Origin of the sequence: Streptomyces sp. CB00316, assembly GCF_001905595.1 — a bacterium.
Lineage (GTDB): Bacteria > Actinomycetota > Actinomycetes > Streptomycetales > Streptomycetaceae > Streptomyces.
In genome coordinates, this window is the sequence record NZ_LIXI01000011.1 from 290,675 (window position 1) to 317,666 (window position 26,992).

Here is a 26,992-nt window from a genome sequence, read left to right on the forward strand (position 1 = left end):
TTGCGGACAGCCCCTGTCCGCGAGCGGATCAGGCGGTCCCGGGTACCAGCCGAACGCAGAGGTCGTTCGCCGCGGTGTAGCAGGGGGTGGCGAGGACGCCGTCCGCCACCCGGCGGCTCGGGTAGACGAAGGTCTTCTCCCGGGACCAGACGTCGTCGAGGATGCGGGAGATCCTGACCGCCTTCGCGCCGGCCGAGGGGATCAGCCACAGCCGCCAGAGCTGCTCCTCGGTGACGGGCCCGCCGGCCAGCGGAGCGTAGGGCAGGGTGAAGGCGAAGCCGACGCCCGGCTGCCCGGAGGCGGTGAGCGGCACCCGGTGGACCCGGGCGGGCTCTCCCGGCAGCCGGGCCTCCACCACGGCCCCCTCCCCCGCCTCGATCCCGTAGAGCTCGCCCTCGGCGCTCATGCCGGACGGGCCGACGCGGATGGCGCCGCCCTCGGCGTGTGGGGCCCGGACCCAGCAGCGCAGGGCGAGGCGGCCGTCGAGGGTGGGGTAGGGGACCCGGGATCGGACGGTGGCGGTTCCGGTGTCGGGGGTACGGTCGACGAGGGCGCGCAGATCCCGCAGCCCCGGGAGGACGGTACGGGGGTGCTCGGAGCCTGGCTCCTCCACGTACGCGTCCCAGCGCCCCTCGGGCACGTCGGCGGAGGGCGGCAGCACCGCCCGCAGCCGCCCGGGAGCGGTGCTGGTCAGCGGGAGCCGGACCGTGGTGCCCGCCGCTCCCCTGCGCCGCAGGAGCAGCACGGCCTCGGGGCCGGGGGCAGGGGCGGCGGCCAGGTCGAAGGTGAGCGCTCCGGCCGGATCGGCGGCGCAGTCGGCGCGGACGGTGGCGGTGGCAGTGGCGGTCATGCGGTCCTCCCCTTGCGGAGCACGTCGGCGGCCTTGTAGCGCAGTGCGTACGCCCCGTCGAGCACGGTTCCCCGGGTGCGGTGCAGCGCGGTGCGCAGGGGGCCGTGGCCCCGGCCTCGGGCGCCCTGGGCGATCAGTTCGGTGAACAGACGCTCGTGGCGCTCCGCGATCCGCGCCGGGTCGAAGCGTTCCGACGCGGCCAGCGCGGCGCGGCCCATCCGGTGGCGCAGGCCGTCGTCCTCGATCAGCTGGAGCAGCGCGGCGGCGATCGCGTCGGTGTCGCCCACCGGCACGAGACGGCCGTCGGTGCCGTCCTCGATGATCTCGGCCGGTCCGTGCGGGCAGTCGGTGGCCACGACCGGCAGTCCGCCGCGCATCGCCTCGACGATGGTCATGCCGAAGGACTCGCGGTCCGAAGTGACGGCGGCGATCGACCCCTTGGGCCACTCGGCCTCCAGGGGCGTGGCGGAGCCCATCAGGAACACATGGTTGTGCAGGTCCAGTTGGTCGATGAGCGCGCGCAGCGTGGTCTGTTCGTCGCCGGAGGCGTCTGCGCCGCCGTAGATCCGCAGCCGCCAGTCGGGGCGGACCGCGGCGACCTGGGCGAAGGCCCGTACCAGCAGGTCGTAGCGTTTGACCCGGTGCAGCCGGCCGGCCGCGACGACCCACTTCAGGTCGCCGCCCGCGGGCGGACAGGCGGGCTCGGGGACGGCGTTGGGGATGGCCTCGATCCGTACGCCGGGCAGCTTCATCCGGCTGCGGTAGTCCTCGGCGTCGGCGCGGGTGACGGTGGTGACGGCGTCCAGCAGCGTGTAGCGGTGGGCGATCTCGCGCCGCAGGCGGTAGCCGTGGTTGTCGAGCGTGAGGTGCTCCTGCCCGACGCGCACCGGGCCGCGGCGGGTCTGCCTGCTGATGTGGACGTTGAGGCCGGGCCGGGTGCCGACGACGACATCGGCTTCGAGCCCTTGGAGATGGGCGGCGATCCGGGCGTCGGTGAGCTTGCTGTACTGCTTGTGCCGGCTGTCGCCGCGCGGGAACACCGTTGCGGGCCGGGCGTGTTCGGGGTCGTCACCGTCGTACGTCGCGCTCTTCTTCCGCGTGTCGACGAGGTGGCGCAGGGTCACACCGTCGGGCGCGCCGAACGCGGGGGCCTCGCGGTGCCGGAAGACGGAGACGATCTCGACGTCGTGCTGTGCGGCGAGGGTGCGGGCGAGGGTGAAGGTGGTGCGGATCGTCCCCCCGATGCCGTACGCATTGTGCAGAAGAAATGAAATATGCATGGCGCCGCCGTTTCCCCCTGGTCTGGCCGTCTCTTGCGACTGTACGTCCCGGCGGTTCACCCCCGGAATGTGTCCGGAATCCGGCTGGATTCCGCCGGGGAATGCGTCGCGGTGTCCGAATACCCCCGCCGCACCGCCGGAACCGTGGCTGACCAGCAGCTTTACGGAAGCCGTGAATCCGCTCCACCGTCGGCGCCCGGAATCCGACGCATACGTCGGTGGCGACCGGTTCACCGTCCGGCCGCCTGCCCGTCACTCCTTTCAGCGACGCTTCCCTCCGTGCTTGACGTAAGGAAAGGCGGACGGGTTGCCTGCGTCCGGCGAAAACTACCGGCGGATATCCCGGCCCCCGGCTTCCCGGCATCCCGGCTTCCCGGCATCCCGGCATCCCGGCTTCCCGGCTTCCCGGCTTTCGGGACATGGCGGTCGACTCCTTGATGTAGCGATCTGTCGACGCGGTCCTCACTTCCGTCCCCGCCGGTGCGTGACCCCGGCCACGGATCCCGCGTTGTCTCTTCATGAGCCGGGAACCCCCCGGCCCACGCACCGAGTTCGAGGAGCCACCCGTGCCGCGCATGCTCGACGTCAGCCAGGACGTACGCGCCGAGATCGGCGACGACGAAGCCGACCGGCTGCTCGTCGGCGACGACACTCCCGGCAGTTACGACTGCACCTCCTGCCGCACTCCCGGCGACTCCGACCAGGAACGCACCAGCACGGTGCTGTTCATCGGGGACGAGACCGCCGTACTCGCGTTCGCCCACGCGACGTGCATCCCCTCGCAGGTCGTCAAGGTCGCGGAGGACCAGCTCCAGGGCGCGGTGCGCAGTATCACCGGCAGCGAGCAGAAGAACACGGAGGGACGCATGCCCGAACAGGCCGTCCTCGGCATCACCAGCGGACTCGTTCTCATCGAGGACGATGTCCGCCCGGCCCTGGTCGTCGAACCGACCGGACCGGTCGCCCGGCCCGGCACCGACGGCAGCGGGGGCGACGAGTTCCTCCAGCTGCTGCTGGAGCAGGGCTTCCACCCGGCCCCCGACCTGAACCGGCTGCCGGAGGTGCTGCCCGGCTGGTCGGTGCTCCTCGCCGTGGGCCAGCTGCACGCCGTGCTGCAGCCGGGCTCCGGCGGCGGCAACCCGGTCGCCTGGTGGCAGGCCCACCAGCCGCTCCAGGTGACCGACGGCTGGCGGGCCGCGGTCAACAAGTCGCAGACGGTCCTCGTCTTCGCCGCACCGGCCGGCACCATCGGCCAGCAGCCGCGCGAGGACCTGCTCCGGGACGCCCTGGAGAAGGCCGCGGTCAACGGGGTCCTGGTCGCCGCGTCCATGCCGCTGGCCGGGACCTGATCATGTCCGCCCCGCTCGGGCACCCCGGCCGAACAGCGATTTCTCCGGCGGGACCGCATCCGACGGGCGATGACGTCGTTGGCACCTACGTGCACTCATACGACCCCTCCCGCCAGTACCAGAGCCAGATTCCTGCCATGCGTCCCTCGCAGGAGCCATCGGTGGGCACGTCCGCCACCCCGATCTACGACGCGCTGTACTCCGAGTACCGCCGCTCGTTCCGGGCGTTGCCGGGTGACCGGAGCGGTGAGGAGAACCTCCGCTTCCCGGCCTTCGGCGCCGGGCTGTTCGCCTCCAGGGCCCCGCTGGGCGGCGGTCACCCCACCCCGGCCGGTCAGAGCCGCCACGCCGGGACCGGCGGCAGCGTCCAGAGCCAGCACACCGGGACCCTCGGCTCCTGGCAGCGGGTCGGTCGGCACGCCGGACGTCCCCGGCCGGCGGCGCTCCCGCCCGGGGCGCGGGAGTCCTGAGAGCGGGTACGTGAGAGGCCCGGCACCCCCCGTGGGGTGCCGGGCCTCTCACGTACCCGTCGGTGCTACTTGTTGCGGCCGCGCTTCTCGCGGACGCGGACCGAGATGTGGATCGGGGTGCCCTCGAAGCCGAACTCCTCACGCAGCCGACGCTCGACGAAGCGACGGTAGCCGTGCTCCAGGAAGCCGGAGGCGAAGAGGACGAACCGCGGCGGCTTGGTGCCCGCCTGGGTGCCGAACAGGATGCGCGGCTGCTTGCCGCCCCGGATCGGGTGCGGGTGGGAGGCGACGATCTCACCGAGGAAGGCGTTCAGCCGGCCGGTGGGGACGCGGGTCTCCCAGCCCTCGATCGCGGTCTCGATCGCCGGGACGAGCTTCTCCATGTGCCGGCCGGTGAGGGCCGAGACGTTGACGCGGGGGGCCCAGGCGATCTGCGCGAGCTCCGTCTCGATCTCGCGCTCCAGGTAGTAGCGGCGCTCCTCGTCGAGGGTGTCCCACTTGTTGAAGGCGACGACCAGGGCGCGCCCGGCGTCCACGGCCATGGTGATGATCCGCTGGTCCTGGACGCTGATGGACTCGCTGGAGTCGATCAGGACGACGGCGACCTCGGCCTTCTCCACGGCGGCGGCCGTACGGAGCGAGGCGTAGTAGTCCGCGCCCTCCTGGAGGTGGACGCGGCGGCGGATGCCGGCCGTGTCGATGAACTTCCAGGTGATGCCGCCGAGCTTGATCAGCTCGTCGACCGGGTCGCGGGTGGTGCCGGCCTGCTCGTTGACGACGACCCGGTCCTCGCCCGCGACCTTGTTCAGCAGGGAGGACTTGCCGACGTTCGGACGGCCGATCAGCGCGATGCGGCGGGGACCGCCGAGCGCGGTGCCGAACTTCTGCTCCGGGGCGTCCGGGAGGGCTTCGAGGACCGCGTCCAGCATGTCGCCGGTGCCGCGGCCGTGCAGCGAGGAGACCGGGTAGGGCTCGCCGAGGCCGAGCGACCACAGGGCGGTGGCGTCGGCCTCGCCGCTCTGGCCGTCGACCTTGTTGGCGCAGAGCACGACGGGCTTGCCGGCCCGGCGCAGCAGCTTGACGACGGCCTCGTCGGTGTCGGTGGCGCCGACGGTCGCGTCGACCACGAAGACGACGGCGTCGGCCGTCTCGATGGCGTACTCGGCCTGGGCGGCGACGGAGGCGTCGAGGCCCAGCACGTCCTGCTCCCAGCCGCCGGTGTCCATGACCTTGAAGCGGCGGCCCGCCCACTCGGCCTCGTAGCTGACGCGGTCGCGGGTGACGCCGGGCTTGTCCTGCACGACGGCCTCACGGCGGCCGATGATCCGGTTCACCAGGGTCGACTTGCCGACATTGGGGCGGCCGACGATGGCGAGCACGGGGAGCGGGCCGTGACCGGCCTCACCGAGGGCGCCCTCGACCTCCTCGGGGTCGAAGCCCTCCTGCGCGGCGAGCTCCATGAACTCCGCGTACTCGGCATCGCCAAGTTCTCCGTGCTCGTGGTCCGAGCCGTCGGAGTGAATCTGGTCGTTCATGAAGTCCGTTCCTCTTTGCATCATCATCGATGGACCGCGATCAGCGCTGTCCACTACTCAAGTCAGGTCAAGTCTGGCCCATCGCCCGGTGAGGCGCTTGGCACTTTCCAGGTGGGCGGTGAGCTTCGCCTGGATCCGCAGGGTCGCCTCGTCCAGCGCCTTGCGGGTGCGCCGCCCGTCGCCGGCGCTCGCGTCGAACGCGTCACCGAAGACGACGTCGACCCGGCTGCGCAGCGGGGGCAGCCCCCGTATCAACCGTCCGCGGCGCTCCGTGCTTCCCAGGACCGCGACGGGGACGATGGGCGCCCCGCCCCGTACCGCGAAGTACGCGAGTCCGGCCCGCAGCGAGGCGAAGTCGCCCTCGCCCCGGGTGCCCTCCGGGAAGATCCCGAGCGCCCCGCCGTCCGCCAGGACGCCCAGCGCGTGGCCGATGGCGGTGCGGTCGACGGTCGTACGGTCCACCTCGATCTGGCCGATCCCGTGCAGGAACGGGTCGAGGGGGCCGACGAACGCCTCTTTCTTGATGAGGAAGTGCACCGGCCGGGGCGCGGTCCCCATCAGCATCGGTCCGTCGATGTTGTGGGAGTGGTTCACCGCGAGTATGACGGGTCCGGCGGCGGGCACGCGCCACGCGCCGAGCACGCGCGGCTTCCACAGCCCGTACATCAGGCCGATGCCGATCCCTCGCCCGACCGCGGCTCCGCGCGGAGTGGGCGCCCCCGTGGCGTCACTCACGCGGCGGTCCGCTTCTCCTCGACGAGGGTGACGACGCACTCGATGACCTGCTGGAGGGTCAGCTCGGTGGTGTCCACCTCGACCGCGTCGTCCGCCTTGGCGAGGGGGGAGGTCTTACGGCCGGAGTCGGCAGCGTCCCTCTTGATCAGGGCCTCGCGGGTGGCGGCGAGGTCGGAGCCCTTGACCTCACCGCTGCGGCGGGCGGCGCGGGCCTCCGGGGAGGCGGTGAGGAAGATCTTGAGGTCGGCGTCGGGCAGCACGGTGGTGCCGATGTCCCGGCCCTCGACGACGATGCCGCCCACGGCGCCTGCGGCGATGGAGCGCTGGAGCTCGGTGATGATCGTGCGCACCTCGGGGACCGCGCTGACGGCGCTGACCTTGGAGGTGACCTCCTGGGTGCGGATCGGGCCTGAGGCGTCCTCGCCGTCGACGGTGATCGTCGGGCCGGTCGGGTCGGTGCCAGAGATGATCACGGGCTTGGCGGCCGCGGTCGCGATCTCGGCGGGGCTGTCCACGTCGATGCCGTTGGTCAGCATCCACCAGGTGATGGCCCTGTACTGCGCGCCCGTGTCCAGGTAGCTCAGGCCGAGCTTGGCGGCGACGGCCTTGGAGGTGCTCGACTTTCCGGTACCCGAAGGCCCGTCGATGGCGACGATCACGGCGGAGCTTGCGGTTTCCACGGTGGTGGACACCTTCCTGGTACACGGGGTGGGGACGGACAGGCGTGGGGGCGGCCTTGTACCAGGTTACCGAGTGCCGGGCGTGCCCTTGTACCCCGTACGGGCGAGGCTCGGTCCCCGTACGGGGGCGGTGCTGTCCCCGTACGGGGGCGGTGCTGTCCCCGTACGGGGGTGGTGCCGCGAGCCGGCCCCTACCGGGCTCAGCTGCGGACCGACCAGCCGCGCTCTGTCAGGGCCGCGGCGAGCACAGGGGCCGCGCTCGGTTCGACCATGAGCTGGACCAGGCCCGCCTGCTGCCCGGTGGCGTGCTCGATGCGGACGTCCTCGATGTTGACCCCGGCCCGGCCGGCGTCGGCGAAGATCGTTGCCAGCTCGCCCGGCTTGTCGCCGATGAGGACGGCCACGGTCTCGTAGGCGGCGGGGGCGGCGCCGTGCTTGCCGGGGACCCGGACGCGGCCCGCGTTGCCGCGGCGCAGGACGTCCTCGATGGCGTCGGTGCCCGCGCGTCGCTTCTCCTCGTCGGCGGAGTGCAGGCCGCGCAGCGCGGTCACGGTCTCCTCCAGGTCGGCGGCGACCCCGGCCAGCACCTCGGCGACCGGCCCGGGGTTGGCGGAGAGGATCTCCACCCACATCCGGGGGTCCGAGGCGGCGATCCGGGTCACATCACGGATGCCCTGTCCGCACAGGCGTACGGCGGTCTCGTCGGCCTCCTCCAGCCGCGCGGCCACCATGGAGGAGATCAGCTGCGGGGTGTGCGAGACGAGGGCGACGGCCCGGTCGTGGGCGTCGGCGTCCATCACCACCGGGACGGCCCGGCAGAGGGCGACCAGCTCCAGGGCGAGGTTGAGGACCTCGGTGTCGGTGTCCCGGGTGGGGGTGAGGACCCAGGGGCGCCCCTCGAAGAGGTCACCGGTGGCGGCGAGCGGCCCCGAGCGCTCCTTGCCCGCCATCGGGTGCGTACCGATGTACGGGGTGAGGTCGAGGCCCATCGCCTCCAGCTCGCGGCGCGGGCCGCCCTTGACGCTGGCGACGTCCAGGTAGCCCCGGGCCACCCCGTCACGCATGGCCCGGGCCAGGACGGTGGCGGTGTGGGCGGGCGGTACGGCGATGACCGCGAGGTCGACCCGGCCGGCGGGCGGCTCGTCCGTACCGGCGCCGAGCGCGGCGGCGGTGCGGGCCGACTCGGGATCGTGGTCGACGAGGTGGACGCGGACGGAGCGGCCGGAGAGCGCGAGGGCGGCGGAGGTGCCGACGAGCCCGGTTCCGATGACGAGGGCGGTTCTCACTGGGCGATGTCCTTGCGCAGGGCGGCGGTGGCACCGAGGTAGACGTGACTGATCTCCGCCCGCGAGAGATACGTCTCGACGTGGGCGAGGAGGCGGACGACGCGGGGCATGGCGCCCTCGATGTTCAGCTCCTGAGCGCAGATCAGGGGTACGTCGACGATCCCGAGGCCGCGCGCGGCGGCGGCCGGGAAGTCGCTGTGCAGGTCCGGGGTGGCGGTGAACCAGATACTGATCAGGTCGTCGGCGACCAGCTCGTTGCGTTCCAGGACGGCTGTGAGCAGCTCACCGACCCGCTCGTCCATGTGCCCGGCCTCGTCCCGCTCCAGCTGGACGGCTCCTCGGACCGCTCGTACCGCCACGTCGTACTCCTTGTTCGTTCATGTCAGCCCGCTCCCGATCACCCTAGAGGGGTGGCGCCGGGCCCGGTCATCGCGCTCTCTCCGTGAGACGGGCGGTGGCGTGGACGGCGAGGAGCATGCGCCAGATCCGGCCGGCGAGTTGCTCGGGCGTCGCGGTGACCTGCCCGTGCACCCAGTCGGCGAGGGCCCCGGTGAAGATCCCGGCGACGGCGCTCGCGGTGAGGTCGTGTCCGGTGTCCGCCGGGCGGCGGGCGCGCAGCTCGCCGAGGCTGCGCTGCCGCAGCTCCCGGTGGAGCAGCTCGCCGAGCGGCCCGCCGCCGCCCTCGCGCAGGAGGCTGCGGTAGACGGGGGCCCGGGTGTGGACGGACGCGAGGAGGGCGGCGAGCGGGGCCGGGGGCGCATCCGGGCCGGGCGGCGCGCCGTCCCAGGCGTGCAGGGCGTCGACGGCTTCGGTGACGGCCTCGGCGCAGGCGTCCACCGCGAGGGCGTGCAGGTCGTCGTAGTGGAGGTAGAAGGTGGCGCGCCCGACGCCGGCCCCGCGGGCCACCTGCGCCACGCTGACCTGTTCGAGTGGCCGGTGCTCGCAGGCGGCGAGCAGGGCGGTGCGGAGCTTGGCCCGGGTGCGTGCGGTACGGGGGTCGGCGCTGCCGTCGGTCACTGCGGGCGGCAACGGAGGCTCACCCGGCGAGCAGGACAGCGCCGAGGGCGAGCGCGGACGGCACGGCCTGGACGTAGAGGATCTTCCGGCTCACGGTGACGGCCCCGTAGACCCCGGCGACGATCAGGCAGCTCAGGAAGAAGACCTGCGCCTGGAGGGCGACGGGGTCGGCGGCGAGCAGGCTCCAGACCAGTCCGGCGGCCATGAACCCGTTGTAGAGGCCCTGGTTGGCGGCGAGGGTGGCGCTCTCACGGGAGAAGGCGGGAGTCGTACCGAAGGCCTTGCGGCCGCGGTCGGTGTCCCAGAGGAACATCTCCAGGACGAGGAAGTAGGCGTGGATCAGCGCGACGAGCGCGACCAGGACCTGAGCTGCGATGTGCATGGCGTCAGCCTCCCAGGGGGCAATTTCCTGGACGACTGTACAGGAAAAGTCTTCGGCCAGCCCGGTTGCCTCACCTGCGCGCTCGCCGGACGATCCGCAGCCGGTCACCAGGGCGGCGGCGCCCGCCGCGCCCGCGGTCAGAACGCCCTTCGCCGTGCGTCCATGGGCTCTCCAGTCGTCGAGGCGTGAAGAGGGTGATCCGTGCTGGCCATGGTGGTGCCGGGTGCAGCAGGTCCTCCATCACGGACGCGGCGGTCGAGGCCGGCCCGGCGCCCCGCCCGCTGCCGGCCGAGCGAGCCGGGCGGCCGGAATTCGGGGGCGGGTCGGCCCGCCACCCCCGTACCCTCGCCGCCATGATCACCGCAGCCGACGAGGCTCTCGTACGCGACCACACGGTTTACGCGTGTGTCATGGGTTCACGCGCGTTCGGTCTGGCGACGGAGGACAGCGACACCGACCGGCGGGGCGTGTTCGTGGCCCCCACCCCGCTGTTCTGGCGCCTCACGAAACCCCCGGCGCACATCGAGGGCCCCGCTCCCGAGCAGTTCTCCTGGGAGGTGGAGCGCTTCTGCGAGCTGGCGCTGCGGGCCAACCCGAACGTGCTGGAGTGCCTGCACTCCCCGCTGGTGGAGTACGTGGACGACACCGGCCGCGAACTGCTGGAGCTGCGCGGGGCGTTCCTCTCCCGCCTGGCCCACGCCACGTTCGTCCGCTACGCACTGGGCCAGCGGAAGAAGCTGGAGGCCGACGTACGGCAGTACGGGGAGCCCCGCTGGAAGCACGCGATGCACCTGCTGCGGCTGCTGGCGAGCGGCCGGGACCTGCTGCGCACCGGCGAGCTGCACATCGACGTCGGCGACGCGCGCGAGGAGCTGCTGGCGGTGAAGCGGGGCGAGGTGCCCTGGCCGGAGGTGGAGCGCCGGATGAACCGCCTGGCCGAGGAGAACGACGCGGCGGCGGACGCCTCCCCGCTGCCGCCCGGACCGGACCGGGCGGCGGTGGAGGACTTCCTGGTACGGACCCGGCGGGCGTCGGCCTAGAGGTCGGGAGACCCGCCGTCAGGGCACAAGCCTCGCCCGTACGACGAGGTCGTGCAGGTCCTCCAGAGCCGTCCCGGCCTCCGGCAGCCGGGAGCCTTCCTGAGCCTCGTCCAGGACGCGGTGCAGCTCCTCGATGTCCCGGGCCACCGCACCCCCGTCCAGGTCCGTCGCCGCCGCGTGCTCGGCCTCCGCCTTCGCCTCGATCAGGCCGGGCAGGTACGCGGGGGCGTCGACCTCGTCGAGCAGCGTCGGCAGATGGGCCAGCAGGTCCCCGCCGCGCATCAGGTGGATGCCGGTGAGCAGGGCGCGGAAGGTGTAGAGCAGCGGTTTGAGCTCACCGGTCTTCGCGTACAGCCTCCACTGCGTGCCCGCGAAGCCCCGGTAGTGGTGGGCGTGGTTGCGGGTCAGTACGCCGGGGACGAGGGCGGCCAGTTCGGTGTGGAGGCCGCTGGTGTGCACCACCAGCGGGGAGAGCAGCTGCTCCAGGACATAGCCGTTCGGCCGGAGCATCAGGCGGACGAACTTCCGCAGGTCGTGGGTGACGAGGTCCATCTCGATCCCGTCCCGCTCCCACATCCGGGTCCGGGTCTCCTCCGGCTCGTGCAGCCCCACCAGGTCCTCGGCGGGCAGGACGTGGACCCCCCGCAGGTCCACGTCCGAGTCCCGGGAGGGGAAGCCGTAGAGGTGGGCACCGGAGACCGTGGCGAAGACCAGCGGGCCGGGGGCGTGGGCGAGGTCCGGGCGCAGGTCGGCGACCGGCAGACCGGCCCGCGCCAGGGTGAGGGGTGGGGTGCTCATCGCTCAAGCGTCCCAGAGCGCCGCCAGGGAGAGAAGGTCGCTCCGGTACTCGATGCGCTCCGACCACTCCTTGGGCCAGGCCCCCGCGCCCAGGTGGGCTCCGGCGAAGGCGCCCGCCAGGCAGGCGATCGAGTCGGAGTCGCCCCGCGTGCAGGCGGCTCGGCGCAGGGCGGTGAGCGGGTCCTCGGGGAAGAGCAGGAAGCAGTGCAGGGCCGTGGCGAGGGCCTCCTCGGCGATCCAGCCGTCGCCGGTGCGCTCGCACGGGTCGGTCTCCGGCGACGGGTCGCGCAGGGCGTCCTGGAGGGCGGCCAGCGCGCTCTGGCACTCGTCCCAGCCGCGGCTGATGAACGCCTCGGGCGAGGTGTCCCCGGCGTGGCGCCACAGGTCGCCGAGCCAACGGGTGTGATAGCGGCCGCTGTTCTCGTACGCGTAGCTGCGCAGCCGGCCGATCAGGCCGAGCGGTTCGGCGCCCTGGGCGAGCAGGAAGACCGCGCGGGCGGTCAGGTCGGAGGCGGCCAGGGCGGTCGGGTGGCCATGGGTGAGGGCGGCCTGGAGCTGGGCGGCACCGGCGCGCTGCTCGTCGCTCAGGCCGGGGACGAGGCCGACGGGGGCGACCCGCATATTGGCGCCGCACCCCTTGGAGCGCGTCTGGCTCGCCTCCTGCCAGACCGGGCTGAACTCCAGCATGCGGCAGGCGGTGAGGCAGGTGTTGCCGGGGGCACGGTTGTTCTCCGGCGCGTGGTACCAGGCGATGAACTCCCTGCGTACGGGGTCCACCAGCCGCTCCGGGGTGAGCAGTCCGCTGTCCATGGCGGTGCGGATGCCCCGGCCCAGCGCGATCGTCATCTGGGTGTCGTCGGTGACGATGGCGGGCGTCGGCAGGTCCATGTGCCGCCAGGGGCCGCACTTGGCGAGGATGGCGGGCACGTCGTTGAACTCGGTCGGGAAGCCCAGCGCGTCACCGAGCGCGAGCCCGGTGAGCGAGCCGGTGGCCGCCTGCTTGGTGAGTCTTCGGGTGGCCGTGGTCATGGCGTTCGTCCTTCCGGGCGCGAGAGGGGTGGTTCTGTGGGCGGCGGGCGCAGCAGGGGCGGGTGCAGGGTCGTGGTTCCGCCCGCCCGGTACAGCGCGGCAGGTTTGCCCCGGCCGCCCGTGCGGCGCGGCGGGCCGTCGACCGGCTGGACGAAGCCCGGCACGTTCAGGACCTTGCGCCGGAAGTTGGGGCGGTCCAGCTCGACGCCCCACACCGTCTCGTAGACCTGCTGGAGCTCGCCGAGGGTGAACTCGGCGGGGCAGAACTCGGTGGCCAGGCAGGTGTATTCGAGCTTGGCGCCGATCCGGCCGCGGGCGTCGGTGAGGATGCGGTCGTGGTCGAAGGCCAGCGGGCCGGTGGAGGCGGCGTCCCACCACTTCGCGCTGGCCGCGTCGCCGCCGCCGCGCGGTTCGGGCAGGTCCGGCAGGAGGGCCGCGTACGCGACGGAGACGACCCGCATCCTCGGGTCGCGGTCCGGGTCGGCGTAGGTGCGCAGTTGTTCCAAATGGAGGGCGCCCACGGCGTCCGGGCCGAGGCCGGTCTCCTCGGCGAGCTCGCGGCGAGCGGCCTCGTCGGCGGACTCGCGGGGGAGGACGAAGCCGCCCGGAAGCGCCCAGCGCCCCCGGAACGGGTCCTGGCCGCGTTCCACCAGCAGCACGTGCAGCGCCCCGTCCCGGACGGTGAAGACCGCGAGGTCGACGGTGACCGCGAACGGCGGGAAGGCGTGCGGGTCGTACCCCTCGGGTACGCCGGTGCTCATCGCTTCTCCGGGAGCGGGGCGGTGAAGTCCCAGCCGGTGGCGAGGAGTTCGTCGAGCGGAACGGACTCCACGGAGGCGGCGCAGACCAGCACGGTCAGCCGTTCGCAGTGGTCCTGGGCGGTGCGGACGACCGGAGCCTCCAAGACGGTCACCAGGGGCTGACGCAGGGGATCCAGTACGTCCGCGAGGCTCACGGGCCCACCTCCTCTTTAATAGTCATTCTGACTATAAAGGATCGGCGAGGGTGGCAAAAGGCCCGCGGCCGGTATCTGTGCGAATTTTTCGAACAGATACCGGCCGCGGGCCTGGGGAAGAGCTGGTGGAGGACGAGCTGTCAGAGGCCGACCTCGCGCATCAGCATGCCGACCTCGGTGTTGGTGAGGCGGCGCAGCCAGCCGGACTTCTGGTCGCCGAGCGGGATCGGTCCGAAGGACGTCCGTACGAGGCGCTCGACCGGGAAGCCGGCCTCGGCCAGCATCCGGCGCACGATGTGCTTGCGACCCTCGTGGAGGGTCACCTCGACCAGGTAGTTCTTGCCGGTGTTCTCGACCACGCGGAAGTGGTCGGCGCGGGCGTAGCCGTCCTCCAGCTGGATGCCGTCCTTGAGCCGCTTGCCGAGGTCGCGCGGCAGGGGGCCCTGGATGGCGGCCAGGTAGGTCTTCTTCACGCCGTACTTCGGGTGCGTGAGGCGGTGGGCCAGCTCGCCGTGGTTGGTGAGCATAATGATGCCCTCCGTCTCGGTGTCGAGACGGCCGACGTGGAACAGCCGCGTCTCGCGGTTGGTCACGTAGTCGCCGAGACACTGGCGGCCGTCCGGGTCCTCCATCGAGGAGACGACGCCCGCGGGCTTGTTCAGCGCGAAGAACAGGTAGGACTGGGCGGCGACGGTCAGGCCGTCGACCTTGATCTCGTCCTTGTGCACATCGACGCGCTTGCCCTGCTCGACGACGATCTCGCCGTTGACCTCGACGCGGGCCTGCTCGATCAGCTCCTCGCACGCCCGGCGCGAGCCCATGCCGGCCCGGGCGAGGACCTTCTGCAGCCGCTCGCCTTCCTCCTCGGCGCCCGGGTGGGTCTTGGGGAGGTTGATCTCGGGCTTGTCGGCGTACCGGTCGCGGTTGCGCTGCTCGATCTTGGCGTCCAGCTCGCGGGGGCGCGAGGGGGCGGCGCGACGGAAACCGCCGGTGCGGCCGCCGCCCTGTGCGGGCTTCGGACCGCCCTTGGCGCCGCCGCGGGCCGCCGCGCCGCGACCCTTGCGGGGGCCGTCCTGCTCGGCGCGGGCGCCGGGGGCGTCGTTGCCGACGTCGTAGCGGCGCTCCTCGGGGCGGGGACGGCGGGGGCGCTGGTCCTCGTCCCGTCCGCCCTGGTAGCTGGTACGCCCGTCCTGGGGACGCCCGCCCTGACCGCCGGGACGACCGCCCTGGCCGCCGCCGCGTCCGCCCTGGCCGCCGGGACGACCGCCCGAGGCTCCGGGCCGCCCGCCCTGGCCGCTGCCGCCGCGTCCGCCGCCGCCCTGGCCGCCGGGACGGCCGCCCTGGCCGCCGCCGCCCTGGCCCTGGCGGAAGGAGCCGCCGCCGCTGCGGCCGCCACTGCCCGCGCCGCCGCCGCTCCGGCCGCTGCCGCTTCCGCTGTTCCTGCCACTGCTTCGCATCAAAATTCCGTCTTGTCGTCTGCGTGAGTATCCGGGGTGTCCGGTGCGTCCGGATCGAACGACGGCACACCCTCTAGCGTCTCAGCCTCGATCGCGTCCGCCTCGGGGAGGAAGGGCGCGAGTTCCGGGAGCTCGTCCAGGCCGCGCAGGCCCATTCGCTCCAGAAAGTAGTTCGTCGTCCTGTACAGGATCGCACCTGTTTCGGGTTCCGCGCCCGCCTCGGCCACCAGGCCCCTCTGGAGGAGGGTCCGCATGACGCCGTCGCAGTTGACTCCGCGCACCGCCGAGACCCGCGAACGGCTCACCGGCTGGCGGTAGGCGACCACCGCCAGGGTCTCCAGCGCGGCCTGGGTCAGCCGGGCGTGCTGGCCGTCCAGGACGAAGCCCTCGACGGCCGCCGCGTACTCGGGGCGGGTGTAGAACCGCCAGCCGCCCGCCACCAGCCGCAGGTCGAAGCCCCGCCGCTGCACGGTGTACTCGTCGGCCAGCTCCCGCAGCGCGTCCGCCACGGCTCTGCGGGGCCGCTGGAGCACCTTGGCCAGCTGGTCCACGGTGGCGGGCTCGTCGACGACCATGAGGACCGCCTCCAGGGCGGGCTTCAGGTCGAGCGAGGCGACGGCGCTCCCGCCGTCCACCTGGGTCGGCTGGTCCATCATTCCCGTACGTCCTCCTCCTCGACGGCCCCGCTCCGATCCTGGATCTCCTGGTCGAACTCGTCCGCCACCACCGGCTCCGCGTCCGCCCCGCCGCACCAGGCCACCATCAGGTCGCCCAGCGCCTCGTCCTGGTCCAGGGTGACGGCCTTCTCCCGGTACAGCTCCAGCAGGGCCAGGAAGCGGGCGACCACGGTGAGGGTGTCGGGGGCGTCCTCGGTGAGCGTGCGGAAACTCACCGCCGCCCCGGCCTCGCGCAGCCGCTCCACCACGATGCCCGCCTGCTCCCGCACGCTGACCAGCGGGGCATGGATGTGGTCGACGTACACCTGGGGCTTCGGCTTCGGCTGCATCGCCTTGACCGCGAGCTTGGCGAACCCGTCGGGCCCGATACTGATGACGACCTCGGGCAGCAGCTCGGCGTGCTGGTCCTCCAGGCCGACGGTACGGGGGTGGCGGCGGGCCTCGGACTCCAGGCGGCCGCTGAAGATGTCAGCGATCTGCTTGTACGCGCGGTACTGGAGCAGCCGCGCGAAGAGCAGGTCCCGCGCCTCCAGGAGCGCCAGGTCCGCCTCGTCCTCCACCTCGGCGGCGGGCAGCAGCCGGGCGGCCTTCAGGTCCAGCAGGGTGGCGGCGACGACGAGGAACTCGGTGGTCTGGTCGAGGTCCCAGTCCGGGCCCATGGCGCGGATGTACGCCATGAACTCGTCGGTGACCTTCGAGAGCGCGACCTCGGTCACGTCCAGCTTGTGCCGGGAGATCAGCTGGAGGAGGAGGTCGAAGGGGCCCTCGAAGTTCACCAGCCGGACGGTGAAGCGCTTGCCGTCGGGGACTTCCTGCGCTTCTCCGGGCTCCGGCTCAGGCAGGTCCTCCGGCCCCCGTACGGGCTCAGGCTGGGCCTGTACCGGCTCCGGCTCCACTTCCGGTACGGGAACGGCTCCTCGCTCCCCCTCAGGCTCGGGAGCCGCCTCCTCCGCCCTCGCGGGAGCCTCCGCGGGCGCCGTCACCGCCCCCGGGCCCCGCCCCAGGGCACGGCGGCGCGGGGCGGCGGGGTCGTGGGGCGGGGGCATGGTGGTCCAGAGGTGGTGCGGGGCGCGGACGGGCCCCGCCGGTCGGCGGGCCCCACCCGGCAGGCTACCGGCGCGGCGCCGGTCAGCGGCCGCGCAGCCGCCGCACGAGGATGCTCGCGTCGCCCCGGGACTCCAGGTCGGCGAGGACCACCGCCACCGCCTCACGGACGATGCGGCCGCGGTCGACGGCGAGGCCGTGTTCGCCGCGCAGGACGAGCCGGGCGTGTTCCAGGTCCATCAGCTCCTCGGCGGAGACGTAGACCGTGATCTTCTCGTCGTGGCGTTCGCGGCCGCTGGGACGCCGGTTGGCTCCGCGTCCACCGCCGCGCCTGCGCTGCTGCTGGACGGCCGGGGACTGCTCCGCCGGGGCGGCGGAGGCCGACCGGTCGCCGGACGGCGGGGCGGAGGCAGCGGCGGCCTGGCGGTCGCCCCCGCCGCCCCGGCCACGCGAGTCCTCCGCGTCGGCTGAGGCGTGCTCCTCACGGCTCTCGGCGGGAGCGCCGCCCTGGCCCGAGGGGTCGCTCTCCCCGGCCGGTGCGGGCACCCGGGGCTCGCCGTTCGCCTTGCGTCGCCGGTCCGCCGGGGAGGAGGACTGGAGGCCCATCCCTCCCCCGGTCGTACGGAACAGTTCGTCGGCCCCCGGCAGACTCACTCGGCGTGACACCGGGCGAGCACCTCCCTGGCGAGCTGGCGATAGGCGGCGGCACCGACCGAGTTGGAGGCGTACGTGGTGATGGGCTCACCGGCGACCGTGGTCTCCGGGAAGCGGACCGTGCGCCCGATGACCGTGTGGTAGACGTGCTCGTCGAAGGCCTCGACGACGCGCGCCAGGACCTCACGGCTGTGCACCGTACGGGAGTCGTACATGGTGGCGAGGATGCCGTCGAGCTCCAGCTCGGGGTTGAGCCGCTCCTGGACCTTCTCGATGGTCTCGGTGAGCAGCGCCACCCCGCGCAGCGCGAAGAACTCGCACTCCAGCGGCACTATGACCTTGTGAGCGGCCGTCAGGGCGTTCACGGTGAGCAGGCCGAGCGAGGGCTGACAGTCGATCACGATGTAGTCGTAGTCGGCCATCAGCGGCTTCAGGGCACGCTGGAGCGTGGACTCGCGGGCCACCTCGCTGACGAGCTGCACCTCGGCGGCCGAGAGGTCGATGTTGCTCGGCAGCAGGTCCATGTTGGGGACGGCGGTCTTGAGCAGGACCTCGTCGGCCGCCATGCCCCGCTCCATGAGCAGGTTGTAGACGGTGAGGTCGAGCTCCATCGGGTTGACCCCGAGGCCGACCGAGAGGGCGCCCTGCGGGTCGAAGTCGACGAGCAGGACGCGGCGTCCGTACTCGGCGAGCGCGGCACCCAGGTTGATGGTCGACGTGGTCTTGCCGACGCCGCCCTTCTGGTTGCACATCGCGATGATCTTCGCGGGGCCGTGGTCGGTCAGGGGGCCCGGGATCGGGAAGTACGGCAGGGGCCGTCCGGTCGGGCCGATGCGCTCGCGGCGCTGGCGTGCGGCGTCGGGCGCGAGCGTGGCCGCGTACTCCGGATCGGGCTCGTACTCGGCGTCGGGGTCGTAGAAGTGCCCCTCGGGCACCTCGGCGAAGTCGGCGAAGCGGTCGGTGTTCCGGCCACTCTCGTTGCCGGCCGTGGCGTTCACGTGTAGGCCGTCCATCATCTGGGGGGCTGTCGTCATGTGCTGTTGGGTGGTGAAGGTGCGGACAGCGACGGAGCCGACAGCTTCGAGCCCGATCGGGCTCAGACCCCGTGCGGGCATCCCTGGTTGACCACCCCCGGGAGTAATTGTCGACTCATTCACAAGTCGTCTTACCTCCTTGGACGTGACCAGGAAACTTATCGATAGGTCAGCGTGGCACCATGCCGACGATTGGCGACTCTATGGCGTGTCACCGGTCCGCAGCAACACAATCCGCCGGACCCGGCCCGATGTGTCGGCAATCGAACGCCTCGCTGTCAAGGGTGCACAGCGACCAAGCCGCACATTTCGCCGCTACACGAAACGGGTAAAGGGTTACGTTCGAGGCGAGTTGCACAAGGGCCTCACGGGGCCCGATACACCTCCGGCCGGACCTTGCTCGGCAAGGTCCGGCCGGAGTCCCGATGTTGACGGGAGGTGTTGACCCGTCAGCCGAGCAGAGCGCTCAGCTCGACGTGCGGGAGACCGTGCGCCTCGGCCACCTCGCGGTAAACGACCTGGCCCTCATGGGTGTTGAGGCCCTTGGCCAGGGCGGCATCGCGGCGCAGGGCGTCGGCCCAGCCGCGGTTCGCCAGCTCCACGATGTACGGCAGCGTGGCGTTGGTGAGCGCGTAGGTGGAGGTGTTCGGCACCGCGCCGGGCATGTTGGCGACGCAGTAGAAGACCGAGTCGTGGACCTGGAAGGTCGGCTCGGCGTGGGTGGTCGGGTGCGAGTCCTCGAAGCAGCCGCCCTGGTCGATTGCAATGTCGACAAGTACACTTCCGGGCTTCATCTTGGCGACGAGCTCGTTGGTGACCAGCTTCGGGGCCTTGGCTCCGGGGATCAGGACGGCGCCGATGACGAGGTCGGCCTCGACGACGGCCTTCTCCAGCTCGAAGGCGTTGGAGACGACGGTCTGCACCTTCGTGCCGAAGATCCTGTCGGCCTCGCGCAGCTTGTTGATGTCACGGTCGAGCAGCGTGACGTGGAAGCCGAGGCCCACGGCGATCTGTGTGGCGTTCCAGCCGGAGACACCGCCGCCGATGACGACGGCACGGCCGGCCGCTGTGCCGGGGACGCCGCCGGGGAGCACCCCGCGGCCGCCGACCGAGCGCATCAGGTGGTACGCGCCGACCTGCGGGGCGAGGCGGCCCGCGACCTCGGACATCGGGGCGAGCAGCGGGAGCGCGCGGTTGGCGGTCTCGACCGTCTCGTAGGCGATGGCGGTGGTGCCGGAGGCCAGCAGCGCGTCGGTGCACTCGCGCGAGGCGGCGAGGTGCAGGTAGGTGAAGAGGGTCTGGTCCTTGCGGAGGCGGTGGTACTCCTCGGCGACCGGCTCCTTGACCTTGAGCAGCAGGTCGGCGGTGGCCCAGACCTCGTCTGCGGTGTCCAGGATCTGCGCGCCGGCGGCGACGTACTCCTGGTCCGGGATGGACGAGCCGACGCCGGCGCCCTTCTCGATGACGACCTGGTGGCCGTGACGGACGAGCTCATGCACTCCGGCGGGGGTGATCGCCACCCGGAACTCGTTGTTCTTGACTTCGCGGGGGATGCCGACCTTCACGTCGATCACGGTCCTTGGCTCGGAGGGTAATCCGGGCACGACAGAACAGACCCGGACACATACAGCATAAATGGAGACGCCACGGAGGAACGCGGCAGAGCCAGTCTAATGAAGGACTTCGCGCTGTCTAGCCTTACAAAGCATTAACTTTCTGTCGAAGCACTGCGGATTTCGTAGGCAGAACCCTTCGCGCCCAGCAATCTGTCGGCGGCGGCCCGGTGCAGCCGGGCCGCCGCCGGGTCACCGAGCCGGTCCAGGGTGTCGGCCAGCCGGAGCTGAAGCGCCGCCTGAAGCCGCACGTCGTCGGCGCGACGGGCCAGCTCGGCCGCCTCCCGGCAGGTGTGCAGCGAGTCGTGCGGCCGCCCGGCGTACTCCTGCACCCGCGCCGCCTCGCTGAGCGCCCGCGCCTGGGCCGCCAGGTCGCCGAGCCTGCGGTGGCCCGCTGCGGCGGCCCGCCAGTTCCGCAGCGCCTCGCCGTACCGCCCGGCGTAGCTGTGGACGGCGCCGAGCCGTCCGTAGAGGCGTGCCTCATCCGCCCGCTCCCCCTGGGTGAGGCGCTGGGCGAGCGCCCGGCCGTACCAGTCGGAGGCCCGGTGGTAGTCGCCGAGCTCGGCGTACGTACTGCCTACGGATTCCATCGCGCGGCCCGTCGCGTACAGGTCGCCGGCCGCCCGTCCGGCGTCCAGGGCGGCCCGGTAGCGGGTCAGGGCGTCCCGGGGGCGGCCGGTGCGGGCGTCCAGGTCGGCGAGGTTCAGCAGGGCCGCCGCCTGTTCGCGGGGGAGGTTGCGGCGTTCGGCCACGTCCAGGACCAGGCCGTGCAGCCCGTACAGCTCGGGGGCGGCGGCCTCGGTGCCCCGGTGCACGGCGAGCGCCCGCACCAGGGCGGCGACCAGTCGGCGGGCCAGGGTGTCGAGCTCGCCGTCGGCCACCGCGAGCCGGGCCGAGGCGAGCAGGGCGGGCTGGCGCAGCAGGAGCCAGACGCCCGCCTCCTCGGCGCTGGGGAAGCGCAGGGAGCGGGGCAGCCCGGCGAGCTTGCGGTGGGCGGTGGTCCCCTCCGCCTCGGTGACCGCCCGGCAGGCCTGGAGCCGGCGCACGGTCCGCTCCAGCATCCGGGCGCGGGCGAGTTGGATCTCGGCCGGGCGGTCCCGGTCCTCCAGGAGGGCCCGCAGCATCGGGGCGAGGCAGCCGGGCACGCCGTACTGCGGGTGGGCGGCGCCGTCCGTCCGCAGCAGCCCGAGCCGTACGAAGTCGTCCAGGGTCTTCTCGGCGGCCGAGACCGAGCAGCCGGCCAGCGCGGAGGCCGTGTGGGCGTCGGCGAGCCCGGCGGGCGCGAGGGCGAGGAGGCGCAGTATCCGGGCGGCGGCCGACGGCAGGGAGTCGTGGACGAGGCGGAAGGCGCGGGCCAGGGGACGGGCGCCGGTGGGCTGCTGGTCGCCGGCGTCGGGGAGTTCGTGGAGCTGCTTGGTGACGTCGGCGACGGAGGCCATGGGGTGGGCGGCGAGCCAGCCGCCGATCAGGGCGAGCGCGGCGGGCTGCCCCCCGCACTCCTCGGCCAGGCTCTCGGCGGTGCGCGGGTCGACGGTGATGCGGACCTGGCCGATGGCGCGGGACAGCAACTGGACGGCGGCGCCCGCCTCCAGGCCGCCGAGGGTGCAGGGCCGGACGTCGGGGATGCCGGTCAGCGGGCCGGTCGCGACGGCCACGACCAGGCAGTCCGGGTTCTCCGGGAGCAGCGGGTCGACCTGTTCGGCGTCGGCCGCGTCGTCGAGGAGCAGGACGAGCCGGCGTACGGCGAGGGCCTCGCGGACCATCTCGGAGAGCTCGTCCTGGTCGGCGCCGGGCGGGACGGCGAGGCCGAGCAGGTCCAGGATCTCGGCGGCGGTGCGTTCGGTGGGGACCCGCTCGCCGCCGGGTTCGGTGAGGCCGACCCGGAGCACCCCGTCGGGGTAGTCGCCGGAGCCCGTACCGGGAACGGCCCAGGGCAGGGAGCCCGTTCCGGTTCCGGGTCCGGACGCGTCGGCCGGGGCCGTGCCCGTACCGGTGAGGGAGCCCGCGAGTTCGGCGGCCAGCGCGCTGCGGCCGGAGCCGGGGCGGCCCGCGATGAGGAGGACCCGGGCGCGGGGGGTCTTGCGGCCGGCCAGGGTGTCCAGTCCGGCGCGTTCGATGTCCGCCCGCAGGGCCTTCAACTCGCGTTCCCGGCCGAAGAATCGGGGCGGGGCGGCGCCGGACGGCTCCTCGGTCCCCGCAGTCTCCGCCGGGCCGCTGGTGTCCACCGCCTGATCGGTCACGAGCCACGCTCCACTTCGCTGCACGCGGTGCCCGCCGGAACTCCGGTCGGGGCCTTTCGAGCGTAGTTCAGCGGTGGTGTGGATCACTGCGGAGCGGGGCGGAGCCCGAGGGAACTTCCCCCGATCGGATCAGCATTTCTTACGATCATCCGATCGGGGTGCCGGGGAGAAGCGACGGACGGACCGTCAGGCCTCGAACGGGCGGGCCGGCCAGGGCGCCTCGGCCGGGCGGAGCGAGTCGACGCCGTCGCCCGCGAGGACGGCGGTGAGCGCGAGCGCCCCGACGACCAGGCAGTTGTTGTGCAGGTCCCCCGCGATCACCGACCGCACCAGCTCGGGCAGCGGGATGCGGGCCTGCTCCATGTCGGCCTCCTCCTCGGAGACCGCGAACCGCTCGCCCTCCACGTCGGAGAGCCCGCGGGCGAGGAAGATCCGTACGGCCTCGTCGCAGCCGCCGGGCGTGGTGTAGAGGTCGGCCAGCACCCGCCAGTCCTCGGCCTTGACGTGTGCCTCCTCGTACAGCTCGCGCTGGGCGGCGTGCAGGGGGTTCTCACCGGGGACGTCCAGCAGTCCGGCGGGGATCTCCCAGAGCCGCTGGCGGACCGGGTGGCGGTACTGGCGTACGACGAGCACCTGGTCGTCCTCGTCGACAGCGAGGATCGCGACGGAGCCGGGGTGGACCTGGTAGTCACGCCCGTGGACGGAGCCGTCTGGCATGACCACCTGGTCGGTGCGGACGCTGGTCTTGTTGCCGGTGAAGGGGGTGACGGTCGCGGTGACCTGCCACTCCTCGGGCGTGTCCTGGATACCCATTGCGTCCTCCCACGTACCACGTACAAAACGAGAAACCGGGGCACGTGTCCGCATGGGATCCGTACCCCGGTCAACCGTAATGCCTCGGAACTACTCGGCCGCGCCGGTCTTGCGCGCGACGGCCGCCTTCACCAGACCGGCGAAGAGCGGGTGCGGGCGGGTCGGGCGGGAGCGGAGCTCGGGGTGGGCCTGGGTGGCGACCAGGTAGGGGTGGACCTCGCGCGGGTACTCGACGTACTCGACGAGCTTGTTGTCCGGGGATGTGCCGGAGAAGACCAGTCCGGCCTTCTTCTCCAACTCACCGCGGTAGGCGTTGTTGACCTCGTAGCGGTGGCGGTGGCGCTCCTCGACGTACGGCTCGCCCGCGTACGCCTCGCGCACCAGGGAGCCCTCGGCGAGCTTGGCCGGGTAGAGGCCGAGCCGCATGGTGCCGCCGAGGTCGCCCGCGCCCTCGACGTAGGCGAGCTGCTCCTCCATGGTCGAGATGACCGGGTGGGAGGTGGCGGCGTCGAACTCGGTGGAGTTGGCGTCGGGGATCTCGGCCAGCGAGCGGGCCGCCTCGATCACGATGCACTGGAGGCCCAGGCAGAGGCCCAACAGCGGGACCTTGTTCTCACGGGCGTAGCGGATGGCGCCGACCTTGCCGTCGACCCCGCGCTCGCCGAAGCCTCCGGGGATGCAGATCGCGTCGACGTCGCCCAGGTGCTCGGCGGCACCGGCGGCGGTGCGGCAGTCGTCGGACGTGACCCACTTGATGGTGACCCGGGCCTTGTTGGCGAAGCCGCCGGCGCGAATGGCCTCGATGACCGAGAGGTAGGCGTCGGGCAGGTCGATGTACTTGCCGACCAGGGCGACGGTGACCTCGTGGTCGGGGTTGTGGACGCGGTCCAGGAGGTCGTCCCAGGTGGTCCAGTCGACGTCCCGGAAGGGCAGGTCGAGCTTGCGGACGACGTAGGCGTCCAGGCCCTCGGTGTGCAGCACCTTGGGGATGTCGTAGATCGACTTGGCGTCGATCGCGGCGACGACCGCGGCCTCGTCGACGTCACACATCAGCGAGATCTTGCGCTTGATGGAGGTCGGGACCTCACGGTCGGCGCGCAGCACGATGGCGTCCGGCTGGATACCGATGTTGCGCAGGGCGGCGACCGAGTGCTGGGTCGGCTTGGTCTTCAGCTCGCCGGAGGGGCCGATGTAGGGCAGCAGCGAGATGTGCACGACGAAGACGTTGTCGCGGCCGACCTCGTGGCGGACCTGGCGGACGGTCTCCAGGAACGGCAGCGACTCGATGTCGCCGACCGTGCCGCCGACCTCGGTGATGACGACGTCCACGTCGTCGGTGGCCATGCGGCGGATGCGGTGCTTGATCTCGTTGGTGATGTGCGGGATGACCTGGACGGTGTCGCCCAGGTACTCGCCGCGCCGCTCCTTGGCGATGACCTGCGAGTAGACCTGGCCGGTCGTCACGTTGGCGGAGCCGTCGAGGTCCACGTCGAGGAAGCGCTCGTAGTGCCCGATGTCCAGGTCGGTCTCGGCGCCGTCGTTGGTGACGAACACCTCACCGTGCTGGAACGGGTTCATCGTGCCGGGGTCGACGTTGAGGTAGGGGTCGAGCTTCTGCATCGTGACCCGCAGGCCACGCGCCTTGAGCAGGGCACCCAGGCTGGAGGCAGTCAGACCCTTGCCGAGGGAGGAGGCGACACCCCCGGTGACGAAGATGTGCTTGGTCGTCGTGGATGTGGGCTGCATAGCCAAAGGGGGCTCCCGTGGTCGCGGTTGTGAGGTGCGTACCGGCCGCCGAACCGGGGGTTCCGGGGGCGCCGTCGCTGCGGTTCGGGGGCCTCGTGCGCTGTCGCGAACGACCACCGGTCCACGGGCTACCAGGGTATCAGCGACGAGGGGAGGCCGCTTCCGGCCACACCCTGCACAGGGACGTCACAGCATCACCTCAGTCGTTTCACGTCCCACCCGATCAGCTCAGAGATGTTGCGGGGACCGTCGCGCGGATCTTCGTACCGCGTCGTATCCTGCTCGGACACTCGCTGCCGAGACGGCCGGGCGGCGGCACCAATTGGCCCGCTACCGGTACAGGAACTCGTCGGTTCCTCCAGGGTGAAAGACCCTACGACCCCCTAGACCCCAGTAAGCGCCCCGGACGGGGCGACATGGCCGTTCGACTGGAGACGCACGTGGCCGGGCGCATCGAGGATTACGCACTCATCGGAGACATGCAGACCGCTGCCTTGGTCTGCCGGGACGGCACAGCGGACTGGCTGTGCCTACCCCGCTTCGATTCGCACGCCGTCTTCGCAGGACTGCTGGGCACCGAGGAGCACGGCTTCTGGCGTCTGGGTCCCGCGAGGCCGGAAGGGGCCGAGCCGCCCTCCGCGGACCGGCGCCGCTATCGCGGTGACTCCCTCATCCTGGAATCGGAGTGGGACACATCGCGCGGCACCGTACGGGTGACCGATTTCATGCCCCCGCGAGACGGGGCACCGCAGCTCATCCGGATCGTGGAGGGCGTCAGCGGCCGGGTGCCGATGCGCTCGGAACTGCGGATGCGGTTCAGCTACGGCCGGGTGACCCCCTGGGTGCACAAGGTGGACGGCCGTACGGTCGCCGTCGCCGGGCCGGACTCCGTCTGGCTGGACACCGAGGCGGACACCTACGGCAAGAACCTGACCACCTACTCCGACTTCACCGTCGGACCCGGCGACCGGGTGGCCTTCACGATCAGCTGGCAGCCCTCGCACCGTGAGCCGCCCGCCCTCCCCGACCCGGAGGGGTCATTGGAGGCGACCGGGCTGTTCTGGCGCGAATGGGTCGATCAGTGTACGTACCACGGGCCCTATCGGGAGGCGGTCGTCCGCTCCCTGATCACCCTCAAGGCCCTCACGTACGCCCCGACCGGCGGCATCGTCGCCGCGCCGACCACCTCGCTCCCCGAGGAGATCGGAGGCGTACGGAACTGGGACTACCGCTACACCTGGCTGCGGGACGCCGCGATCACCCTCTCCTCGCTGCTGCGCACCGGCTACCGGGAAGAGGCCCGGGCGTGGCGTGAGTGGCTGCTGCGGGCGGTGGCGGGCGACCCGGAGAACCTCCAGATCATGTACGGCATCGCCGGCGAGCGCGAGCTCGGCGAGGCGGAGCTGGACTGGCTGCCCGGCTACGAGAACTCCGGCCCGGTCCGCGTCGGCAACGGCGCCGCCAACCAGCTCCAGCTCGACGTCTACGGCGAGGTCACCGAGGCGCTCCACCTGGCGCACATGACGGGGCTGACGCGCAACGACTACGCGATGGGCCTCCAGCTCAAGCTGATCGAGTACCTGGAGAAGCACTGGGAGGAGCCCGACGAGGGCATCTGGGAGGTGCGCGGTCCGCGCCGCCACTTCGTGCACTCCAAGGTGATGGCATGGGTCGCGGTCGACCGGACGATCAAGCTGGTCGAGTCCGGGGACGTCGAGGGCCCGCTGGAGCGGTGGTACGAGCTCCGCGACGAAATCCACCGGGACGTCTGCGAGCGCGGCTATGACAAGGAGCGCAACACCTTCACCCAGTCCTACGGGTCGAAGGAGCTGGACGCCTCCCTGCTGCTCATCCCGCAGATGGGCTTCCTGCCGCCGGACGACAAGCGGGTCATCGGCACGATCGAGGCGATCCAGCGGGAGCTGTCCACGGAGGACGGCTTCATCCTGCGCTACCCCACCGAGGGCGACGAGGCGGGCGTCGACGGTCTGGCCGGCGACGAAGGCGCGTTCCTGGCCTGCTCGTTCTGGATGGCCGACGACCTCGCGATGATCGGCCGGGTCGACGAGGCGCGCCAGCTCTTCGAGAAGCTGCTGGCGCTCCGCAACGACCTGGGCCTGCTGGCCGAGGAGTGGGACTCCAACCTCCAGCGCCAGGTGGGGAACTTCCCGCAGGCGTTCAGCCACGTCCCGCTGATCGACACGGCCCTGCGGCTGACGGCGAGCGGGGCGTACGTGGGCTGAGGGTCTCCTCGCTGAACCGGCCTTCCCTGTCCGGGAAGGCCGGCGTCGCCGAAGCCCTCGGCGAC

General features: G+C 72.2%; 26 protein-coding genes. 4 read left to right on the forward strand and 22 right to left on the reverse strand.

Translation table 11 applies throughout. The features are described 5' to 3' along the window. Positions 1 to 28: 28 nt before the first annotated feature. Together AMK21_RS28255 and AMK21_RS28260 are read right to left on the reverse strand one after the other, a co-directional pair. The gene (locus AMK21_RS28255) at positions 29 to 850 is read right to left on the reverse strand and encodes a transferase (RefSeq protein WP_073882005.1); all 822 of its coding nucleotides are present in this window, start codon (positions 848 to 850) and stop codon (positions 29 to 31) included. After that, on the reverse strand, positions 847 to 2,130 hold the full coding sequence (locus AMK21_RS28260) for a glycosyltransferase family 4 protein (RefSeq protein ID WP_073882006.1): 1,284 nt from the start codon (positions 2,128 to 2,130) through the stop codon (positions 847 to 849). Before AMK21_RS28260 ends, AMK21_RS28255 begins: the two co-directional genes overlap by 4 nt. A 566-nt stretch (positions 2,131 to 2,696) precedes the next feature. Between AMK21_RS28260 and AMK21_RS28265 the strand changes: the two genes are divergently transcribed. Then, positions 2,697 to 3,479 (forward strand): hypothetical protein, encoded by a 783-nt coding sequence (locus AMK21_RS28265; RefSeq protein ID WP_073882007.1) that lies wholly within the window; start codon positions 2,697 to 2,699, stop codon positions 3,477 to 3,479. 137 nt (positions 3,480 to 3,616) lie between these two features. Continuing rightward, the gene (locus AMK21_RS28270) at positions 3,617 to 3,949 is read left to right on the forward strand and encodes a hypothetical protein (protein WP_073882008.1); all 333 of its coding nucleotides are present in this window, start codon (positions 3,617 to 3,619) and stop codon (positions 3,947 to 3,949) included. Positions 3,950 to 4,014: 65 nt separating this feature from the next. Here the strand turns inward: AMK21_RS28270 and der are convergent, their stop codons facing one another. The 7 genes from der to AMK21_RS28305 all read right to left on the reverse strand — a co-directional run bounded on the left by der (position 4,015) and on the right by AMK21_RS28305 (position 9,584). Then, positions 4,015 to 5,484, reverse strand: coding sequence for a ribosome biogenesis GTPase Der (der, locus tag AMK21_RS28275; protein ID WP_073882009.1), 1,470 nt, complete (start codon positions 5,482 to 5,484; stop codon positions 4,015 to 4,017). Between the two features lie 57 nt (positions 5,485 to 5,541). Beyond that, a complete protein-coding gene (locus tag AMK21_RS28280) occupies positions 5,542 to 6,219 on the reverse strand; it encodes a lysophospholipid acyltransferase family protein (protein ID WP_073882010.1) in 678 nt (225 codons plus the stop codon). Then, positions 6,216 to 6,911, reverse strand: a complete 696-nt coding sequence (gene cmk / locus AMK21_RS28285; protein WP_073882011.1) for a (d)CMP kinase — start codon at positions 6,909 to 6,911, stop codon at positions 6,216 to 6,218. Before cmk ends, AMK21_RS28280 begins: the two co-directional genes overlap by 4 nt. Positions 6,912 to 7,099: 188 nt before the next feature. After that, complete coding sequence (locus AMK21_RS28290; protein WP_073882012.1) at positions 7,100 to 8,185, reverse strand: prephenate dehydrogenase; 1,086 nt, start codon at positions 8,183 to 8,185, stop codon at positions 7,100 to 7,102. Continuing rightward, the gene (aroH, locus tag AMK21_RS28295) at positions 8,182 to 8,544 is read right to left on the reverse strand and encodes a chorismate mutase (RefSeq protein ID WP_073882013.1); all 363 of its coding nucleotides are present in this window, start codon (positions 8,542 to 8,544) and stop codon (positions 8,182 to 8,184) included. The genes AMK21_RS28290 and aroH overlap by 4 nt, the downstream gene beginning before the upstream one ends. Before the next feature lie 67 nt (positions 8,545 to 8,611). Continuing rightward, positions 8,612 to 9,214, reverse strand: coding sequence for a TetR/AcrR family transcriptional regulator (locus AMK21_RS28300; protein WP_073882014.1), 603 nt, complete (start codon positions 9,212 to 9,214; stop codon positions 8,612 to 8,614). 7 nt (positions 9,215 to 9,221) lie between these two features. After that, entirely contained in the window at positions 9,222 to 9,584 is a 363-nt protein-coding gene (locus tag AMK21_RS28305; protein WP_073882015.1) for a DUF1304 domain-containing protein, read from the reverse strand. 353 nt (positions 9,585 to 9,937) lie between these two features. Here AMK21_RS28305 and AMK21_RS28310 point away from each other — a divergent pair, with 353 nt between their 5' ends. Beyond that, the gene (locus tag AMK21_RS28310; protein ID WP_073882117.1) at positions 9,938 to 10,624 is read left to right on the forward strand and encodes a DNA polymerase beta superfamily protein; all 687 of its coding nucleotides are present in this window, start codon (positions 9,938 to 9,940) and stop codon (positions 10,622 to 10,624) included. An 18-nt stretch (positions 10,625 to 10,642) separates the two neighbouring features. Here AMK21_RS28310 and AMK21_RS28315 read toward each other — a convergent pair whose 3' ends face one another. The 13 genes from AMK21_RS28315 to AMK21_RS28375 form a co-directional block, all read right to left on the reverse strand. After that, on the reverse strand, positions 10,643 to 11,422 hold the full coding sequence (locus AMK21_RS28315) for a DNA polymerase beta superfamily protein (protein WP_073882016.1): 780 nt from the start codon (positions 11,420 to 11,422) through the stop codon (positions 10,643 to 10,645). A gap of 3 nt (positions 11,423 to 11,425) precedes the next feature. Further along, positions 11,426 to 12,451: an ADP-ribosylglycohydrolase family protein gene (locus AMK21_RS28320; protein ID WP_073882017.1), complete on the reverse strand. Its 1,026-nt coding sequence runs from the start codon at positions 12,449 to 12,451 to the stop codon at positions 11,426 to 11,428. Then, complete coding sequence (locus tag AMK21_RS28325) at positions 12,448 to 13,212, reverse strand: NUDIX hydrolase (protein ID WP_073882018.1); 765 nt, start codon at positions 13,210 to 13,212, stop codon at positions 12,448 to 12,450. The genes AMK21_RS28320 and AMK21_RS28325 overlap by 4 nt, the downstream gene beginning before the upstream one ends. Continuing rightward, positions 13,209 to 13,406, reverse strand: coding sequence for a hypothetical protein (locus tag AMK21_RS28330; protein ID WP_073882019.1), 198 nt, complete (start codon positions 13,404 to 13,406; stop codon positions 13,209 to 13,211). Before AMK21_RS28330 ends, AMK21_RS28325 begins: the two co-directional genes overlap by 4 nt. 140 nt (positions 13,407 to 13,546) lie before the next feature. Next, positions 13,547 to 14,863: a pseudouridine synthase gene (locus tag AMK21_RS28335; RefSeq protein ID WP_073882020.1), complete on the reverse strand. Its 1,317-nt coding sequence runs from the start codon at positions 14,861 to 14,863 to the stop codon at positions 13,547 to 13,549. Then, positions 14,863 to 15,519: an SMC-Scp complex subunit ScpB gene (gene scpB, locus AMK21_RS28340; RefSeq protein WP_073882021.1), complete on the reverse strand. Its 657-nt coding sequence runs from the start codon at positions 15,517 to 15,519 to the stop codon at positions 14,863 to 14,865. The genes AMK21_RS28335 and scpB overlap by 1 nt, the downstream gene beginning before the upstream one ends. Continuing rightward, positions 15,516 to 16,586 (reverse strand): segregation and condensation protein A, encoded by a 1,071-nt coding sequence (locus tag AMK21_RS28345; protein WP_073882022.1) that lies wholly within the window; start codon positions 16,584 to 16,586, stop codon positions 15,516 to 15,518. Before AMK21_RS28345 ends, scpB begins: the two co-directional genes overlap by 4 nt. Before the next feature lie 82 nt (positions 16,587 to 16,668). Continuing rightward, positions 16,669 to 17,238, reverse strand: a complete 570-nt coding sequence (locus tag AMK21_RS28350; RefSeq protein WP_073882023.1) for a hypothetical protein — start codon at positions 17,236 to 17,238, stop codon at positions 16,669 to 16,671. After that, on the reverse strand, positions 17,235 to 18,353 hold the full coding sequence (locus AMK21_RS28355) for a ParA family protein (protein ID WP_018515503.1): 1,119 nt from the start codon (positions 18,351 to 18,353) through the stop codon (positions 17,235 to 17,237). Before AMK21_RS28355 ends, AMK21_RS28350 begins: the two co-directional genes overlap by 4 nt. 368 nt (positions 18,354 to 18,721) lie before the next feature. After that, positions 18,722 to 19,837: an alanine dehydrogenase gene (gene ald / locus AMK21_RS28360; RefSeq protein WP_073882118.1), complete on the reverse strand. Its 1,116-nt coding sequence runs from the start codon at positions 19,835 to 19,837 to the stop codon at positions 18,722 to 18,724. Between the two features lie 143 nt (positions 19,838 to 19,980). Further along, on the reverse strand, positions 19,981 to 22,125 hold the full coding sequence (locus tag AMK21_RS28365) for a tetratricopeptide repeat protein (RefSeq protein WP_073882024.1): 2,145 nt from the start codon (positions 22,123 to 22,125) through the stop codon (positions 19,981 to 19,983). Between the two features lie 186 nt (positions 22,126 to 22,311). Next, on the reverse strand, positions 22,312 to 22,938 hold the full coding sequence (locus AMK21_RS28370; protein ID WP_073882025.1) for an NUDIX domain-containing protein: 627 nt from the start codon (positions 22,936 to 22,938) through the stop codon (positions 22,312 to 22,314). A 90-nt stretch (positions 22,939 to 23,028) separates the two neighbouring features. Then, on the reverse strand, positions 23,029 to 24,684 hold the full coding sequence (locus AMK21_RS28375) for a CTP synthase (RefSeq protein ID WP_073882026.1): 1,656 nt from the start codon (positions 24,682 to 24,684) through the stop codon (positions 23,029 to 23,031). A gap of 440 nt (positions 24,685 to 25,124) precedes the next feature. Between AMK21_RS28375 and AMK21_RS28380 the strand changes: the two genes are divergently transcribed. Further along, entirely contained in the window at positions 25,125 to 26,927 is a 1,803-nt protein-coding gene (locus AMK21_RS28380) for a glycoside hydrolase family 15 protein (protein ID WP_073882027.1), read from the forward strand. Positions 26,928 to 26,992: the final 65 nt, after the last annotated feature.

Excerpts from the sequence above, each read along its gene's own strand:
- AMK21_RS28335 (WP_073882020.1), bottom strand. The coding sequence starts at position 14,863 with ATGCGAAGCAGTGGCAGGAACAGCGGAAGCGGCAGCGGCCGGAGCGGC.
- AMK21_RS28260 (WP_073882006.1), bottom strand. The coding sequence starts at position 2,130 with ATGCATATTTCATTTCTTCTGCACAATGCGTACGGCATCGGGGGGACG.
- AMK21_RS28320 (WP_073882017.1), bottom strand. The coding sequence starts at position 12,451 with ATGACCACGGCCACCCGAAGACTCACCAAGCAGGCGGCCACCGGCTCG.
- AMK21_RS28325 (WP_073882018.1), bottom strand. The coding sequence starts at position 13,212 with ATGAGCACCGGCGTACCCGAGGGGTACGACCCGCACGCCTTCCCGCCG.
- AMK21_RS28315 (WP_073882016.1), bottom strand. The coding sequence starts at position 11,422 with ATGAGCACCCCACCCCTCACCCTGGCGCGGGCCGGTCTGCCGGTCGCC.
- AMK21_RS28305 (WP_073882015.1), bottom strand. The coding sequence starts at position 9,584 with ATGCACATCGCAGCTCAGGTCCTGGTCGCGCTCGTCGCGCTGATCCAC.
- AMK21_RS28255 (WP_073882005.1), bottom strand. The coding sequence starts at position 850 with ATGACCGCCACTGCCACCGCCACCGTCCGCGCCGACTGCGCCGCCGAT.
- AMK21_RS28310 (WP_073882117.1), top strand. The coding sequence starts at position 9,938 with ATGATCACCGCAGCCGACGAGGCTCTCGTACGCGACCACACGGTTTAC.
- AMK21_RS28355 (WP_018515503.1), bottom strand. The coding sequence starts at position 18,353 with ATGCCCGCACGGGGTCTGAGCCCGATCGGGCTCGAAGCTGTCGGCTCC.
- scpB (WP_073882021.1), bottom strand. The coding sequence starts at position 15,519 with ATGATGGACCAGCCGACCCAGGTGGACGGCGGGAGCGCCGTCGCCTCG.
- AMK21_RS28370 (WP_073882025.1), bottom strand. The coding sequence starts at position 22,938 with ATGGGTATCCAGGACACGCCCGAGGAGTGGCAGGTCACCGCGACCGTC.
- der (WP_073882009.1), bottom strand. The coding sequence starts at position 5,484 with ATGAACGACCAGATTCACTCCGACGGCTCGGACCACGAGCACGGAGAA.
- AMK21_RS28345 (WP_073882022.1), bottom strand. The coding sequence starts at position 16,586 with ATGCCCCCGCCCCACGACCCCGCCGCCCCGCGCCGCCGTGCCCTGGGG.
- AMK21_RS28270 (WP_073882008.1), top strand. The coding sequence starts at position 3,617 with ATGCGTCCCTCGCAGGAGCCATCGGTGGGCACGTCCGCCACCCCGATC.
- AMK21_RS28375 (WP_073882026.1), bottom strand. The coding sequence starts at position 24,684 with ATGCAGCCCACATCCACGACGACCAAGCACATCTTCGTCACCGGGGGT.